Raw genomic sequence first — 15,800 nt, forward strand, 5'->3', positions numbered from 1 at the left:
GCTTACTCCTTTTATAATCAATTAATTAGCTAACATTTAGGAAAAATAGTGACTATTTGATTCTGGGAAAATGTTACTGGCTAAGCTCTGCTGCTCTGATTCTTTCAATCGCTTCTACTCTTCTAAACTCCTGTGGCAGAAAATGTGTATTCCTGAGTTGAGTAATCCTCTCTTGTTGTTCAAGTGCCGAGAGTACTGAATCATCCAAAATCTCATTTCGTTCTGTAAGATATATTTCTAGGGTTCCTTCAAAGTCCGCTCTTTGCTTATCAAGTGCTTCAAGCCGCAGAGCAGCCTTTTCACCCACGAGTTCATTTCTCAGCAAATATTTGTCCTGCTGATCCATGTCCTCGGAATTTGATAGCTGTTGCAGTAATCTCTGGTTTGTAAAACTCGACTGCACATAATCAGGCTGATCTAACATATATAACTCAAGCCGCTGCTGGTACTCCTCCCCTTGCAACCCCTCTTGTTTAAGTAACAACTTTTCAAGAGCGATCTCCCTCATTCGATTATCATGCGTAAACAGGATACTTATCTCGCCCTCATTAAAAAACTGAGCTTGAAGGTCGAGCAGCGCTTGATTAAGCAGACGTAAATCCTCAACGGAAATTGAGACAATGTTAACCCCCACATCCAGTGAAGCCAGTGCCGACTTATACGCTATATATTTTGAAAATAGTGCTTCATCAACAACTGCAACTTGTGATTGCGCGTAGTGTTTCTCGACGTTAGCCCGAATATCTTCAAGGGTTAACTGTGTATTACCTGATACGAAATATTCCATCATGTCTTTGGTTGAAGCTGTATCAATATCGGTATCTTGCTGCGAAGCTATTTTCAATGAAGAGCCCTCTTGTTCCCTATTATTGTTTGATTTCAAATCGTCTTTTTCTACATATAAAAAGACCGCCGCTATACTCATCAGGGCTATCGTAGTTATCGAAAAAATGGCGGTCTTTGTCATCATGGTTTCCTTGTTATCTTAATCAATGACACTGCGAACTACAGGCCACTTAACTTCAATCGATTAGCGTGTTGACGATATAAAGTCACCGGATCGGTTTCAAACAGGTGATGAATACCCAGCATTCCATTGATCTCATCGAGATGATTCATTTTGTAGTCATCCCCTATCACTTTGCCTAAATGCGCGCTGCAAGTGCCGACTAACCCATCATTAGGTTCATTGAACGCTAAACCAAGAATTGTCATAGCGCCATCGGTAGGATCAAGAAGGTTGGTAAAATTGGAAGATCCTGTCCACGAATAGTAATAAACGCCATTACTCGCCTGCCACTCACCATCACCACATTCAGAGGTAGGAACCCCCTCAGGGTAAAACTGATTAAACGCCAATGAGCCCTCTGTCGTCAGGGCTTCTAGGGAAGCAAGCCCGTCTTGGTCCAGGTCTGAACCACCAGACAACAAGTTAATAAGTGTCGTTAACCCACCAGCTAGCTTAACGGCAATATCTTCTGTTGGTGAGCCTTCTGCGACAGTTCCACGTACTAGGTCGGCCACTTTTGAGCCTTTATGGACACCACCGATACTCGTAACAGACGAGACGAGATCAGGGCGAACCGACGCGACATAACGGGCTGTCGGTCCTCCATGACTATGCCCTATCAAATTAACCTTACTCGCCCCCGTCGCTGCTATAAGCGTTTCAACTTGAGCAAGTAACTGCTCCCCTCGAACTTCAGAGCTGTTGGTCGCCGATACCTGAGCGACGTATACGCTCGCGCCATCTTTCGCTAGAGATTCTGGTATGCCATAAAAGTAATCAACACCAGCCAAGGTATCGAAACCAAATAACCCATGTACTAACACAATAGGATATTTCGTTTCAGTGTAACCGCTTGCTTCCAATGCCGAAGCACTCGAACCAGCATAGGCACTAAAGCAAAATAGGTAGGTAATTGCCCAAATGAATATCTTTTTCAATGTTCTTTCCTTGAACAGATTAGACCTCTGATGAGTAAAAGAACCGTAGGTTATAATTTTGTAAAATAAAAAATAAGGGATCGATATTTGTGATTTCTAACTTAAATTAAACAGCTGCAATTAACATCGATAATTGTTACTCGTAAGACAAAAGATAAATTAGCACATTCCGTCTCTTACCTTGGTGATTGCACAACTGAAAACTCGTTGAAAATTTGATGTTTATGCCAGTTATGAATCGAAACAAGCCCGAATGCATTGACGTAAGTTATTGATTTTAGGTATAGGTCGTACCAGTTACACAGATGTTCAATTATAAACAAGCAACAACGTCTTTGTTTGGCTTACCTAAATACAACAAGAGATCCAGTGATGAAAAATACCGCTTTAATACTCGCGTTAACTATACCTTTTGGTGCTTATGCAACTGAAGATTCGGTGCCAACACCGCAATCCATCACATCCGCGCAGGTTCTCAGCACACAGGGTTCAGAAACCTATTCGTATGTTCGATGTTGGTACCGAACCGATGCATCGCACGACTCTCCAGGTACAGATTGGCAATGGGCAAAAAAAGAAAATGGCGATGATTACACGATTAACGGATATTGGTGGTCTTCTGTTTCCTTCAAAAACATGTTCTACAGCGATGTACCTCAATCCGAAATCAAAGAGCGTTGTGAACAAACTCTCGACATCCAACATGACGTCGCAGATATCACCTACTTTGCGGCAGACAATCGCTTCTCTTACAACCACTCCATCTGGACCAACGATAACGCTGTCCAATCCAATACCATTAATCGCATTGTCACTTTTGGTGATAGCCTTTCAGATACAGGGAACCTATTTAATGGCTCTCAATGGATTTTCCCCAATGCTAACTCATGGTTTTTAGGCCATTTTTCAAACGGGCTCGTCTGGACTGAGTATTTAGCAAAAGCCAAAGATGTCCCGTTGTATAATTGGGCTGTCGGTGGAGCGGCCGGGACTAATCAATACGTTGCGCTGACTGGCGTTTATGACCAGGTAACGTCGTACTTAACCTATATGAAATTAGCTAAAAACTATCGTCCGGAGAATTCACTGTTTACTCTAGAATTTGGCCTCAATGATTTCATGAATTACAACCGAGAAGTCGCTGATGTCAAAGCCGATTTCAGCAGCGCTTTGATCCGCTTAACAGAGTCTGGTGCAAACAATATCTTGCTGTTCACATTGCCAGATGCCACAGAGGCTCCGCAATTCAAATACTCGACAGAGCAAGAAATTATCAAAGTTCGTGGCAAGATTTTGGAGTTCAATAAATTTATCAAAACCCAAGCCGAGTATTACCAAAGCATGGGAAAAAACGTGGTACTGTTTGACGCAAATGCACTCTTCGCAAGTATTACCGATAACCCAGAGCAGCATGGATTTCGAAATGCGAGTGACGCTTGCCTGGATATTAGCAGAAGCTCATCAACCGACTATTTGCAAAGCCATAACCTAACAAACGATTGTGCTACATATGGTTCTGACAGTTATGTATTTTGGGGAGTTACACACCCAACGACAGCAACGCACAAATACATCGCAGATCATATCTTGGCGTATTCATTCTCGACGTTCGATTTCTAATCATTGAAATGACCGTCAAACGTAAATGAAAGGTTCCCCTGTTTTAGTTCACTTTTTCAATTGGTGGCGCCTTCAATAGCAAAAGTCGATACAAATAAGCTTCAGATACAAAAAAACCGCCATTCTCGGCGGTTTTTATTTACGTCAGTTTATCTCACACTGATTGGTTACTCGTCGTCCACTTTTGGTGCGACTTTCTTCTTAGGGATAAAAACAGTATCGCCCACAGCCACGTTCTTGTGGAAGCTCTTATCGCGCTTAACCGGTTTCTTAGGTGTTTTCTTAGCTTGAGTGTTCGTTTTCTTCTTCGCTGGAGCACCTTTAGCAAAAGCAGGTTTACGTGGTTTAATGCCTTTGAATTTGCCTTTTAGACCTTCTAGTACAGAGAAAGTCAGGTCTTGTTGCAAATATAGTTCAACACGCTTAAAACTATCCCAGTCTTTTGGGCCAACCAAAGAAATCGCATCACCTTTATTGCCTGCACGGCCAGTACGACCAACACGGTGAACATACTCTTCCGTATGCTTAGGCATATCAAAGTTGATAACGTGGCTTACATTTGGAATATCAATACCACGTGAAGCAACGTCTGTTGTTACTAAGATCTTATAAACCGCACGCTCGAACTGGCTCATGATGGCATTTCGTTGCGTTTGGTTTAGATTGCCACTCAGGGCCACCGCTTTAAGCTTCTTCTCGTTCAATCTTTCTGTTAAACGATCAGTATCTGCACGAGTTGCTGTAAAGATCATCACCTGACGATATTCAGCTTCTTCAATCACACGATCCAAGATCGCTTCTTTATGATCTAGATGGTCACACAGGTAGAACTTCTGAGTGATATCAAGGTGCTGTTCGTTAGAAACACCGACAGAGATTCGCTTAGGTGCGTCTAGCATTTCATTCGCAATGCCATTTACTTCGGCGTGATCTAACGTTGCAGAGAACATTAGTGTCTGACGACGACGATGTTTAGCGGCATTGGCAATACGACGCAGCTCTGGTGCGAAGCCGAGATCAAGCATACGGTCGGCTTCATCAAGGATTAACGTTTCAACGCCATCGAGAAACAATGAACGATGTTCTAGGTGATCAGCAAGACGGCCTGGAGTCGCCACGATAAAGCGAGGGTATTTACGCAATGCTTTAACTTGGTCGTTAAAGTTCTCACCACCTAAGATCAGTGCCGCTTCATAAGATAGGCCACCAAGCATGCTGCGTAATTCGCCGTAGACTTGCTTCGCTAATTCACGAGTAGGAGCCAAAATTACACCACGAGGATCACGAGCAGAAAACGCTTTGGTTTTTAATGCTTTGTGTATCATTGGCAACACAAACGCCAATGTTTTACCTGATCCCGTTTTTGATGAAGCTAATAGATCCTTACCGGCAATAACAACAGGGATCGCTTTCGATTGGATCTCTGTCGCTTTCTTAAAGTCGTAATGTTTTAAGTTCTTCAGTAAGCGATTATCTAAGCCTAAATCTTTAAAGTGCAAAGGACTCTCCAGTCATGATGGTATTGAATAAAATTATTTTAACGTGACATGATACCGCGAAAGTGCTTTCTAAGGATAGAGATCACAGTAAATTTATCCCGTTATCTATGAGTTCACTGGTGCATTGTATGCATTGCTAACAAAGGGATAGCTCTACTAAATGAGACAAAAATCGATTCCAATATCGCCATCTCAAAAATGAAACAGACTGTGATAGCTAGCTAATTACCTCAAAAATTTAACAATTTCTTTAGTTATTGATTTTGCGCTTAAAAAATTAGTCGCTACAATCATTAATGAAGCGACTATATGATAAAAAATGTATAGCGCATCTTTTGATGATAAATAAGCAAGGAGTTCTTATGAATAAGACATTAATCGCAGCTGCAGCCTCAGTTTTCATTCTAGCTGGTTGTTCTTCTGAGCCAGAAGAAGCTGCAATGTCAGAAATGGATCTATTAACGAACCAAGTTGCTGAACTAAGCAACGAAGTTGAATCACTTAAAAACGACAAAGCTGCAGCCGAAATGAAAGCTCAACAAGCAGAAGCAGCCGCTATGGCAGCAAAAGAAGAAGCGGATCGTGCTAACGACCGTATCGACAACATTGCAGAGTCTTACACGAAGTAGTTGAGATACAAGCGCTATTGAGCTTTAAATCAAATAAGTCGTAGAAGTAAAAAGCAGTAATTAGATAGCACCACCTCTTAACGGAAGTGGTGCTTTTATTTGAAATAAAAAATGAAGATTAAGGAGAGAGGAACGCCGTATCGCTTTCCACAGGAGTCATCGAATTAAAACTCAATCACAGGTGGTGCTATCTCAACAGGCACACCATTTTGAGCAAAGATAACCGCTTTCGCTTTTGAGTTAGGCAGCTCTGCATCTTCAAGCCACCATTTCAATTCAACCGGAATTTGTAGAGATTTCTTAGAACCGTCACTTCTCGTCAATGGTTCGTGCGCTTCAACGAACACACTTCTGTCTGGTTCGAGTGATACTTTAATCGGCTCATCAATTATTGTGACTTGCTCACCACGGCTGACCTGCTCAAAGAGCCATTCAATATCTTTAGGTTCCATACGGATACACCCAGAACTGACTCGCAAGCCTATTCCAAAATCTTTGTTCGTGCCGTGTATCAAATAATCCCCGATACCATATGCAAGTCTTAATGCATATTCACCAAGCGGATTTTCCGGCCCTGCGGGAACCACTCGTGGTAACTCAATTCCCTTCTCTAGATACTCTTTACGAATTGAGTTGGGAGGGGTCCAAGTCGGGTTTGGTCTTTTCTGGCTTATCTTGGTGATCATTTCTGGAGTATCACGCCCCACCCGCCCGATTCCGACAGGGAAAACATGGACCAGATTTCTAGTAGGCTCAAAATAATACAACCTTAGCTCTGCAAGGTTAATGACAATCCCTTCCCTTGGAGTGTCCGGTAAAATTAAACGGCTAGGAATACTTAATACATAACCTACCTTTGGAAGAAAAGGGTCAACTCCTTTGTTTGCCGCCATCAACGAAAGAAATCCAATATCGTACTGCTTTGCTATAATCGCTAACGTTTCACCCTCAACAACTTCATGTTGCTGTATTCTGCCTACGATACGACTTTCAGCAGAAGGTAACTCAAAAGTCGCCGCTGACACCCACGATGAAGCCGTCGTCACTCCTACAAGCAAAGTCGTTTTCACGGCAAACAGCGCGATCTTACGTAGTTGTGTTTTCATAGAGATCAAAAGCGTCGAGTTAGCACAATAGGACATACAATTCCTTGGTTTGTCTTTTATCAAAGTTTAGATTATCGCTGATAAAACGTCTCTACAATGATTAGTTGACGTAAATGCATATCCATCTTGCTCTTAATATGCGTGTTCTTCTTTTGATTCCAAGCGATTTAACCACACAAAATCGATTGCCTTTACGATTTCAACATATTTAGTTATCTATAATAATAAAACTGTAAGTGCAGAACCATTTTGTGACAAACATCTCATGGAGCCTCGTTTTAACTCGCTAATATTGCCTCAACAAAATGAATTCAATTCAACAGAATCGGTAATTTACTCAATCTTGTTCCTATCATTACCGTTTAAACTTTGGAGAACGACCATGGCAACCCCTCATATTAACGCGCAAGCTGGTGATTTCGCAGAAACAGTACTTATGCCAGGCGACCCGCTTCGCGCAAAATACATTGCAGAGACATTCCTTGATGATGTGAAGCAAGTTTGTGACGTTCGTAACATGTTTGGTTACACAGGCACTTACAAAGGTAAAAAAGTTTCTGTAATGGGTCACGGTATGGGTATTCCATCATGCTGCATCTACGTACATGAGCTTATCGCTGAGTACGGCGTCAAAAATGTTATTCGTGTTGGTAGCTGTGGCGCAGTACGTGACGACGTTAAACTAATGGACGTTGTTATTGGCATGGGTGCATCTACCGATTCAAAAGTTAACCGAATTCGTTTCAACAACCACGACTTCGCAGCTATCGCTGATTTCGATCTTCTAGAAGAAGCGGTAAATCAAGCACGAGCGCAGGAAGTTCCAGTAAAAGTAGGTAACGTATTTTCTGCAGACCTTTTCTACACACCAGAAGCTGACCTTTTCGAAAAAATGGAAAAACTAGGCATTCTTGGTGTTGATATGGAAGCGGCTGGTATTTACGGTGTTGCTGCGGATCTAGGTGCTAAAGCACTGACTATTCTGACAGTTTCTGATCATATTATTCGTGGTGAGAAACTAAGCTCAGAAGAGCGTCAAAAATCGTTCAACGACATGATGAAAGTCGCTTTAGAGACTGCAATCAACATCTAATCATTAGACAATAGATGCATTTCTAACACTAACTGTATTTTTGCTAATAGATAGTTTGAAACGCAATACCACGCAGCCAAGTTCGCTTGGCTGCCTAAATAACCCCGAGGGGGCGATTGTGTCCAACGACAAGCTGCCAAAAGATGCGGATGGATTACAACTCAACTTTTGTAAAACATTGGCGTGTGACAACTTTGGCTTGAGCGATGCAAAACGATATGTTTTGCAACATGCGAATCCTAAGCGTCCAGCGATGGTTTGTCGTGAGTGTGGAGCTTTCCCCCCCTTACTTAACAATCGTGAAGTGTTAAGCGAACTTCATCGCCTACGACAACTTCACAGCGATGGCCTTCCTGCTTGTCGCAATGATGATTGCGATAATTTCGGCTTATCGGTCCATACCCACAAGCACCTTTATCATGCCTTTGGCTATAGTGGCGACAAGCAAAGATATCGATGCAAAGACTGTCAATCCACCTTCGTTGACAAGTGGTCTGGATCCAATAAAAAACTTCAGTTTCAAGAAAACCTTATGGGCTTATTGTTCATGGGCTATTCCGTTCGTGAAATCTGTAGAAAGCTTGATATCAACCCCAAGACTTTCTACGATCATGTTGACCATATCGCGAGCCGTTGTCGTCGCAAGTTAGCGATGATAGATGCACGATGGGTTAACCATGCTCAAGACTATCAATTCGCTTCCCATTATCAGCGCTTGCAGCCGCAAAGTAATAATGGCGTCGTTTGGATCGCGACTGGCGAGGCCCATTCCGGTTATATCCTTTGCCAACACGTTAATTACTCTCAAAATGAAGAACCGTCAGGGAATGTTGATCATAACCCTTATGATGATGTTGCGCGCTTTGTATCCAAAGAACACTCTTCAGAAGCTAACCTAGAAATACCTCAGCCCTCTGACAAACTGAAAGAACGCATTGAACAGCAATACCAAGTAATTCTTGCGAGAGGAAACGTTGAGGATCCTATGGGTAACCTCACCACGTTTAGCTACCCTTCGAAAGGGGCGTTAGTTCGACCACCTTACACCTCCTATGCTCACTTTCTACATGTACTTGATATGTGTGATGAGAATAAACACGTCGCTATCTATATGCCACAAGACCCATTACTAAGGTCTGCCGCCCTAAGCGTATGTTTGCCGCGCATCCAGAGTCAAAATATTGACCTTATGTATGTAGAGGAAGATTCGGGCTGGCAAGATGGTCAAAGTTTTGAAAAAATCGACATTGTTCATATGAGTTGGTGGCGTGATCGTTGGGCTATCGCAAATCAAGGTTATAATCAAAAAGGAATTTGCTATCTAACTGGTAGTAATCCCGAGCCAAAACAGTGGTTTAATATCGCCTCAATACAGCAAACTAAGTTCTATCAACAGCGTTTTCAAGTCTTATTTGATAGCTTCATTAATGAACCTAGACGTAAACTTCGTCCTGGGGGAATTCTTCCATTACTCGACATATTTAGAGCTTGGCACAATCTGTGCTACCAAGATAAGCAAGGGCTTACTGCAGCGCAACGTTTAGGTGTCGCGGAGCAACCATTGACCCTAAAGCAACTGCTTTCATAGAAATAGAACATGTAGCGATTTATTCGGGAACTCGTTGATTTAAAAGTAGCAACATGATGTATCCCCCATAATTGTAAAAGATAGATGTTCCTTTAACGCTCTAAGAAAGATAATTAGTGTTTATCCTAAATCACACTCTTATAATGGTTGTGCTATCAATATGCTCGATAATTATGGATCTAAGCCTTGGACAAAAATCAGTACCTTCTCGAAACAGAACTAGAACAACTCAAAACTCGCGTCGACTCTGAACCATTGGTGATCTTAGAGATTGCACAGCAATGCCTCGTGAGGTCAGAGCAAGTTCTGTTTGAAGAGGGCGCGATCCAGTCACTGATGTTAATGGCCAGATGCTGCTGGAACCTAATGGACTACCAGAAAGGTTTAAAGTACATCAAAGAAGCCCTCAAACGACAAAGCCGATTAGATACTGATCTTTTTCTCCCTGAAATACTCCATTTACACGCGCTCCAATTTTGGGGGCAAGCCAAGTACTACTCCGCCCAACAATTCTGGATCAATGCATTAGAGCAGTCCGCGTTGGTTGATGAAGTCGAAATTCAAATTGAATGTCTCATTGGCCTCGGCAATATTTGGCGGATGACCCATGAATATAAGCTAGCCCGCTCTACCCACCAGCTCGCCGTGAAAGTCGCTAACAACAGCCGTATTGGTTGGTTAGAAGGTAAAGCCAGGATACTGCTCGCTTGGGATTACTATCTGCTCAACAACTATGTTGAAATGCTGTCGGTACTCGACGGTGCAGAAGAAGCATTAAAAGATCATAAAGATAATACTTGGCATGCAGAGGTATGGGATTTCAGAGGCTTAGCACTACTTGGCCTTGAACGTTTGGATGACGCAGAGCGCGCGACAGCCAAAGCACATAATCTGGCAGTAAAACACAATCTAGTATGGATGAAGGCACACTCCTACATCAGCCGTGCTCGATTAGAGCTCCTAAGAAAAAGGCCAGAGCAAGCGGCAGAACTGCTCAGACTCGCCGAACAATCTGCAAACGAATTCGATAACGGTGAGTTACTTAGTCAAATTTGTTACCAACAGTCTCTCGTTGCAGAAGAAAACCAAGAGTTTAAAGTAGCGTTAATCGCTTTTAAAAAGTATCGCCAGTATTCTATCGATATGCTTCGAGAGCAAACCACCCGAGTCGGTTTAGATAAAGCACGCAGTTCAAAGCGTCAATTAGAGCAGAGAGCTCGAAAGCTGATTAATCGTATTCGTGGTCAACACGAGTATGACCCCGAAAAACACCTTTCTCATGTCGTTTCTGAAACCTTTTGGTGGGAGAAACTGGTGCTCTTTAAAACAGAGCTCAAACGTTCAAACCACAGCATTATTATGTTTCAGCACATCGATACCGATTACTTAGATATCTGCACCGAAATTGCTCACACTTTATGTAACCAAAACGATTTCATTTCAAGGTTAAGTTCAGAACGTGTTGCTCTTATGCTTTCCGAAAAAGGAGAGGCCGCAGAGCAAACTTTTCAAACCCTTACCACTATGCTTGATATATACCCATGGCACAGAAAAGGGCTAAAAGGTTCGAAACCTACCGTTAGTCTCAACGACATATTGACGTTCCCGTTTACTCTTGAACAACTTGAAGAAGACGATGCAAAGGTAAGATTATGATGGAAATCCTATTAAGCAAGATCACGGATGCTGGTTTAGACCCGTCATCGGTTTCTGGTGAAGAGGCGATCATATTCTGGAATCATATTCGTCAGCACGTTTCAACAACAAAAACAGAACAAGCACACTGTTATATTATCAGCTCTGAATATCGTGCTGAGTTGCAACAAAACCAAACCAGTATAGAAGAGTTGAAACTTGCTCTCGACTTACTGCATTTACCCACTGACATAGAAGATATTCTTACGGTCAAGACTAGCCTAAGTGATCGCTTAGTTGAAATTGGTAATTACACCTCTGCACTGAATGAGTTCGTAAGTTCGTCGTCAATCGCTGTTGAATACGGCTACATCGATGAGTACGTAATGGCCATTTTAGGTATGGGCAACCTGTGTGACGCCTATGGTGATCACAACCGAGCTTTACGTTATTACCAAAAAATAAATAGCATTGACCATGCGATAAGTAGTCGTTCACTGCGACTCAAATTTAAACTACATATGGTGGCTAGCCTCTTGTTGCTCAACCGCATTACTGCGGCCAATGATTTACTGAACGAATGTGAAGAACTGAGTATTTTGGTAAGTGACAAGCTACTCACCGCTCAGATACTGCTTTATCAAGCAAAAGTGCTCCGCGCCAAGAAAAAGTATCACGATGCACTACGCTGCCTATCTAAAGTTCACTATTCCGCTAACAACACCCAAGCAAGTTGGCTTTCTATCATGACGCGTCTAGAACTCGCGCATTGCTTCAACGCGAATGGTAAACAAGAATACGCCAGCATGATTCTTTCGAATACAGACAAACGTGTGAACGAATATTCATCACCTGTGCTCGCCAAACGTTTCTACGACTCCCTGAGTGATGTATGTATGGATCAAAGACGTTTTCAAGAAGCGTTGAACTACGAGAAAAAAGGCTTCCGGATTGAAACGGATCTCATGAAACAGATCCCTATTAGCGAGCTTGGTGCCAGCCAACTACGCCGACTATCACGTTTTGAATTACAACTAAAGCTCATACTTTCTGAACAAGAGAATAGAGAGCTAAAAGAAACCACTGAACAACACAAAAATGCCGTTGCTCAGCTACAACAAGATGTATTCACCGATCCACTAACAGGTTTGCATAACAGACGATGGTTAGATGTAAAGCTTAAAGATATGCTGCTGCACGAAACACCTTTCGCGTTGATGGTTGTCGATATAGATCACTTCAAATCGATTAACGACGAGCTTAGCCATCTAGTCGGTGATAAAGCGATTGTCAGTGTTTCTCAAGAGCTACACTCTTACTTTAAGTTTAAAGGCGCGTCATGCGTCAGGTTTGGTGGTGAAGAGTTTTTGGTCATTCTTGAGAACACCAATCTTGAAAAAGCAGAAATGCACTCTGAAAATTATCGAGAACGCATTTTCCAATTCGGCTGGCATGAGATATTGGGAGAGCGAGGCTTAACCGTCAGTATTGGTATCACTATGCATCGCGAGGGAGAAAATACTCAACGCACCTTCTACCGAGCAGACAAAGCTTTATACCGAGCTAAAGCTAATGGCCGAAATCAAGTATGTACAGAGTAGTATTCATACTATGTAAATAACGGTCTGCTCCTTCACTCTCTCTAAGGTCACAATGGACCGGCATGCCGCTACTTATAGAAAAATAGAACCATTGATAGAATAGAAAAAGAACTATTGATAGAAAAAAAGAGAGATTCCACCTAAAGCAGCAATTGTCCCAATAACACTCTGTTTTGAGACTCTTTCCCCTTGTAAGGCATAAATCACCAAAATAAAGACTGGGCTAGTCGCTATCAACGTTTGTGCGATAGCAGGGTTAGCATTTTTCAACGCAACTTGTTGAAGCCACAACGCCAAAAACGTTCCAACAAATATCGCCCCTGATAGCCAAAGTTTGTCGAGTTTCGTCATTGCCCATAAATCTCTTTTTATAGATGAGTAAGGCTTACTCTCAACAAAAGGAATAATGAACATCACAGCAAGTACACCGACTGTCAGGCGAATCAATGCCCCTAGCAATGGGGGAAGATCGCCCGCCACAAGAGCGTAATGAGAAATGACTACGCCTGAAGCCTGACACACACTCGCCACAAGCCCAAATCCAATACCTTTCCATTGTACTTTGTCATTATAAAGATAGTCACCACCCGCTAGCCCAGACGGTTGAAAGACGACAAACGTCACCGCTACCGTCGTTATTACGACAGCAAACCAGCTTTGTAACGTCAACGCGGCACCAAGGAACATTAACGCCAGTACGCCAGAAAGAGGAGGAGCTAAAGACTCAAGTAACAAGGTCTTATTGGCACCGATTCTTTTCAATGCCGAGAAATAAGCACTATCGCCAATAGCGATGCCAATAACCCCCGAAATAGCCAATATCAAAAAATGGTTGGCACTGAGTTCAAATTCAGGCATTGGGATAAAAGGCATCACAAGCAGCATCATGCCTGAAGCCACAATACCCTTAACAATATTAAGCTGCATAGCTGAAAAACGATGTCCGAATTGCCCATAAATCCATGTCGCGCAGGCCCACACAATCGCAGCACCTATGGCCGCTAATTCCCCTATATACATCCGTGTTTATCCTCAGTAGTTATGCGTTTCACTAAAAATAATAATCTTCATCACTTCAATTTCTGGTTGTTAACAATTACGAGTGAATAGGTTTACGACAAAATTCCGTTCTGACAACTCCAACCAAGATAACCGAAGCTTCCTAGCTAAACGTGAATAGGGTTTTATAAGATTTAACAAGGGTAGTACTCGTGTTAAAAGCAAACACATTTATTTTCAGCTTGGTAAATCATTTCTATAACAATTACTTGGATCATAGCGTAATATATTTATAACTAATATCTATCATTGGAAGGATCTGTTATGTTTTTAGACTACTTTGCACTAGGTTTACTTGTATTCGTAGCATTAGTAATCTTTTACGGCATCATCGTTATTCACGATATTCCCTATGAAATAGCAAAAGAACGTAACCACCCTCATCAAGATGCTATTCACGTCTCAGGCTGGGTTAGCCTATTCACCTTACACGCAATATGGCCGTTTCTCTGGATTTGGGCCACGTTATGGCGCAAAGATCGCGGTTGGGGCTTCGCTAAATTAGAAGAAGAGCAACACGACATTCATCATCGCGTCGATATTCTCATCGATCAAGTGAGTACCCTTCAGGAAGAAATCGTACAACTCAAGCAAGCGAGTACTGAGCAAAGCAGTCCAGAGAAAGAGACAAATAACGTTCAAGATCAGGAGGCTAAATAATGGATTTACTGCTGATAATGACCTATGCGGCACTTTGCATCACCATATTCAAAGTATTTAAGATCCCGCTAAACAAGTGGACTGTACCAACGGCTGTTCTTGGTGGTGTTATCATCATAGGAACTTTGATCCTGCTGATGAACTACAACCACCCTTTCACGCAAATAGGTAACCAAGTTTACTCGACAACGCCAGTCGTTTCAGGCGTTAGAGGTAAAGTTATCGAAGTGCCTGTAAAGGCAAACAAGCCTCTTAAACAAGGGGATATACTTTTTAAAATCGATCCTGTTCCATTCGAAGCTGAAGTCGCAAGATTAGAGGCTAAAGTAAAAGAAGCAAGCCAAGGTGCTCTTGGGATGGAATCAGAAGTAGCTGAAGCAGAGGCCGCAAGAATCAAAGCGATAGCAGAGAGAGATAAAGCCCAGCGTGAATTCTCTCGTTATAAACGTGGTTATGATAGCGGGGCCTTTACCGAGCAACAACTCGACACTCGCAGGCAAGCTTATAAGGCATCGGAAGCAGCGGTCAAAGTTGCCGACGCTAGCCTAGAACAAGCAAAAATAGCCTTAGATTCTGAAATAGGTGGCGAAAACACAGCCGTTTTAAGCTTATTAGCTGAATTGCGTAAAGCTAAGTTCGACCTTGAGCAAACCGTAGTTAGAGCACCAACCGATGGTTACGTGACTCAGTTAGCTCTCCGCCCTGGCGTAATGTCAGTCCCACTTCCTCTCGCTCCAGTTATGACTTTTGTTCACACCGAAGATCAATTCTATACCGCAGCATTCAGACAAAACTCGTTACAACGTCTAAAGCCTGGCTACGAAGCTGAGTTTTTATTCAGAGCGCTACCAGGGAAAGTCTTTAAAGGACGTATTGACGAAGTAATTCCAGCAATTGGAGAGAGTCAATTCCAAGCTAGAGGCGCACTATTAGGTACTGATGCACTACGCACTAACGGTCGTGTATTTGTTAAGTTATCCATAACGGACGATCTGTCGGAGTACCAGTTACCTATGGGTACCGCGGTTGAGGTTGCTGTTTATTCAGACAGCTTCACTCACGTGTCTATCATGCGTAAGGTCCTTATTCGCATGAAGAGCTGGCAGAATTTTTTATACCTAGATCACTAAGTCACTGCTCTCTAGGTCACTAAATTAACGGCACTTAGCCCTCAATTGGACCTAACATATTGCTGATATAAATGAAAAAGCCAGACACGTTCTGGCTTTTTTGTTGCTCAATTAACCGTAAAATTACGCATTTTTCATCATATTTAGGCGTTCAGATGGAATTTTAGACATCTAGACACTTACCTTCCCTTATGGAAGGGTTCTACTGTATAATGCGCGCCTTATTTTTCATA

13 protein-coding genes are annotated in these 15,800 nt (G+C 42.4%); 8 read left to right on the forward strand and 5 right to left on the reverse strand.

Going from position 1 to position 15,800, the window contains the following annotated elements; genetic code table 11:
- Nucleotides 1–73: 73 nt before the first annotated feature.
- The gene (locus tag OCT63_RS00735; RefSeq protein WP_269983062.1) at nucleotides 74–967 is read right to left on the reverse strand and encodes a lipase secretion chaperone; all 894 of its coding nucleotides are present in this window, start codon (nucleotides 965–967) and stop codon (nucleotides 74–76) included.
- Between the two features lie 38 nt (nucleotides 968–1,005).
- Nucleotides 1,006–1,947 (reverse strand): lipase family alpha/beta hydrolase, encoded by a 942-nt coding sequence (locus tag OCT63_RS00740; protein ID WP_269983018.1) that lies wholly within the window; start codon nucleotides 1,945–1,947, stop codon nucleotides 1,006–1,008.
- A 372-nt stretch (nucleotides 1,948–2,319) separates the two neighbouring features.
- Between OCT63_RS00740 and OCT63_RS00745 the strand changes: the two genes are divergently transcribed.
- On the forward strand, nucleotides 2,320–3,567 hold the full coding sequence (locus tag OCT63_RS00745; protein ID WP_161684840.1) for an SGNH/GDSL hydrolase family protein: 1,248 nt from the start codon (nucleotides 2,320–2,322) through the stop codon (nucleotides 3,565–3,567).
- 167 nt (nucleotides 3,568–3,734) lie between these two features.
- Here OCT63_RS00745 and OCT63_RS00750 read toward each other — a convergent pair whose 3' ends face one another.
- A complete protein-coding gene (locus OCT63_RS00750; protein ID WP_269983019.1) occupies nucleotides 3,735–5,066 on the reverse strand; it encodes a DEAD/DEAH box helicase in 1,332 nt (443 codons plus the stop codon).
- 362 nt (nucleotides 5,067–5,428) lie between these two features.
- On the opposite strand from OCT63_RS00750, the gene OCT63_RS00755 reads away from it, so the two are divergent.
- Nucleotides 5,429–5,695 (forward strand): Lpp/OprI family alanine-zipper lipoprotein, encoded by a 267-nt coding sequence (locus OCT63_RS00755; RefSeq protein ID WP_060469277.1) that lies wholly within the window; start codon nucleotides 5,429–5,431, stop codon nucleotides 5,693–5,695.
- A gap of 164 nt (nucleotides 5,696–5,859) precedes the next feature.
- On the opposite strand, the gene OCT63_RS00760 is transcribed toward OCT63_RS00755, so the two are convergent.
- Complete coding sequence (locus OCT63_RS00760) at nucleotides 5,860–6,837, reverse strand: L,D-transpeptidase family protein (protein ID WP_060469276.1); 978 nt, start codon at nucleotides 6,835–6,837, stop codon at nucleotides 5,860–5,862.
- 346 nt (nucleotides 6,838–7,183) lie between these two features.
- Between OCT63_RS00760 and deoD the strand changes: the two genes are divergently transcribed.
- The 4 genes from deoD to OCT63_RS00780 all read left to right on the forward strand — a co-directional run bounded on the left by deoD (nucleotide 7,184) and on the right by OCT63_RS00780 (nucleotide 12,718).
- Nucleotides 7,184–7,894, forward strand: a complete 711-nt coding sequence (deoD, locus tag OCT63_RS00765; RefSeq protein WP_017057885.1) for a purine-nucleoside phosphorylase — start codon at nucleotides 7,184–7,186, stop codon at nucleotides 7,892–7,894.
- A 118-nt stretch (nucleotides 7,895–8,012) separates the two neighbouring features.
- Nucleotides 8,013–9,482, forward strand: coding sequence for a hypothetical protein (locus OCT63_RS00770; RefSeq protein ID WP_060469274.1), 1,470 nt, complete (start codon nucleotides 8,013–8,015; stop codon nucleotides 9,480–9,482).
- Nucleotides 9,483–9,668: 186 nt separating this feature from the next.
- A complete protein-coding gene (locus OCT63_RS00775; RefSeq protein WP_161684842.1) occupies nucleotides 9,669–11,138 on the forward strand; it encodes a hypothetical protein in 1,470 nt (489 codons plus the stop codon).
- A complete protein-coding gene (locus OCT63_RS00780; protein ID WP_161685090.1) occupies nucleotides 11,138–12,718 on the forward strand; it encodes a GGDEF domain-containing protein in 1,581 nt (526 codons plus the stop codon). The genes OCT63_RS00775 and OCT63_RS00780 overlap by 1 nt, the downstream gene beginning before the upstream one ends.
- A gap of 111 nt (nucleotides 12,719–12,829) precedes the next feature.
- Here OCT63_RS00780 and OCT63_RS00785 read toward each other — a convergent pair whose 3' ends face one another.
- Nucleotides 12,830–13,738, reverse strand: a complete 909-nt coding sequence (locus tag OCT63_RS00785) for a DMT family transporter (RefSeq protein ID WP_161684844.1) — start codon at nucleotides 13,736–13,738, stop codon at nucleotides 12,830–12,832.
- Nucleotides 13,739–14,041: 303 nt separating this feature from the next.
- Here OCT63_RS00785 and OCT63_RS00790 point away from each other — a divergent pair, with 303 nt between their 5' ends.
- Together OCT63_RS00790 and OCT63_RS00795 are read left to right on the forward strand one after the other, a co-directional pair.
- Nucleotides 14,042–14,437 carry a DUF3302 domain-containing protein gene (locus tag OCT63_RS00790; protein WP_046223193.1) on the forward strand — a complete coding sequence of 132 codons (396 nt, stop codon included), beginning with the start codon at nucleotides 14,042–14,044 and terminating at the stop codon, nucleotides 14,435–14,437.
- Nucleotides 14,437–15,567: an HlyD family secretion protein gene (locus OCT63_RS00795; RefSeq protein WP_060469271.1), complete on the forward strand. Its 1,131-nt coding sequence runs from the start codon at nucleotides 14,437–14,439 to the stop codon at nucleotides 15,565–15,567. The genes OCT63_RS00790 and OCT63_RS00795 overlap by 1 nt, the downstream gene beginning before the upstream one ends.
- Nucleotides 15,568–15,800: the final 233 nt, after the last annotated feature.

It is taken from the genome of Vibrio sp. RW (genome assembly GCF_027587105.1).
GTDB classification, from domain to species: domain Bacteria; phylum Pseudomonadota; class Gammaproteobacteria; order Enterobacterales; family Vibrionaceae; genus Vibrio; species Vibrio toranzoniae.

Coding starts and splice junctions, on each gene's coding strand:
- OCT63_RS00745 (WP_161684840.1), top strand. CDS start 2,320: ATGAAAAATACCGCTTTAATACTCGCGTTAACTATACCTTTTGGTGCT.
- deoD (WP_017057885.1), top strand. CDS start 7,184: ATGGCAACCCCTCATATTAACGCGCAAGCTGGTGATTTCGCAGAAACA.
- OCT63_RS00755 (WP_060469277.1), top strand. CDS start 5,429: ATGAATAAGACATTAATCGCAGCTGCAGCCTCAGTTTTCATTCTAGCT.
- OCT63_RS00795 (WP_060469271.1), top strand. CDS start 14,437: ATGGATTTACTGCTGATAATGACCTATGCGGCACTTTGCATCACCATA.
- OCT63_RS00735 (WP_269983062.1), bottom strand. CDS start 967: ATGACAAAGACCGCCATTTTTTCGATAACTACGATAGCCCTGATGAGT.
- OCT63_RS00790 (WP_046223193.1), top strand. CDS start 14,042: ATGTTTTTAGACTACTTTGCACTAGGTTTACTTGTATTCGTAGCATTA.
- OCT63_RS00760 (WP_060469276.1), bottom strand. CDS start 6,837: ATGTCCTATTGTGCTAACTCGACGCTTTTGATCTCTATGAAAACACAA.
- OCT63_RS00780 (WP_161685090.1), top strand. CDS start 11,138: ATGGAAATCCTATTAAGCAAGATCACGGATGCTGGTTTAGACCCGTCA.
- OCT63_RS00785 (WP_161684844.1), bottom strand. CDS start 13,738: ATGTATATAGGGGAATTAGCGGCCATAGGTGCTGCGATTGTGTGGGCC.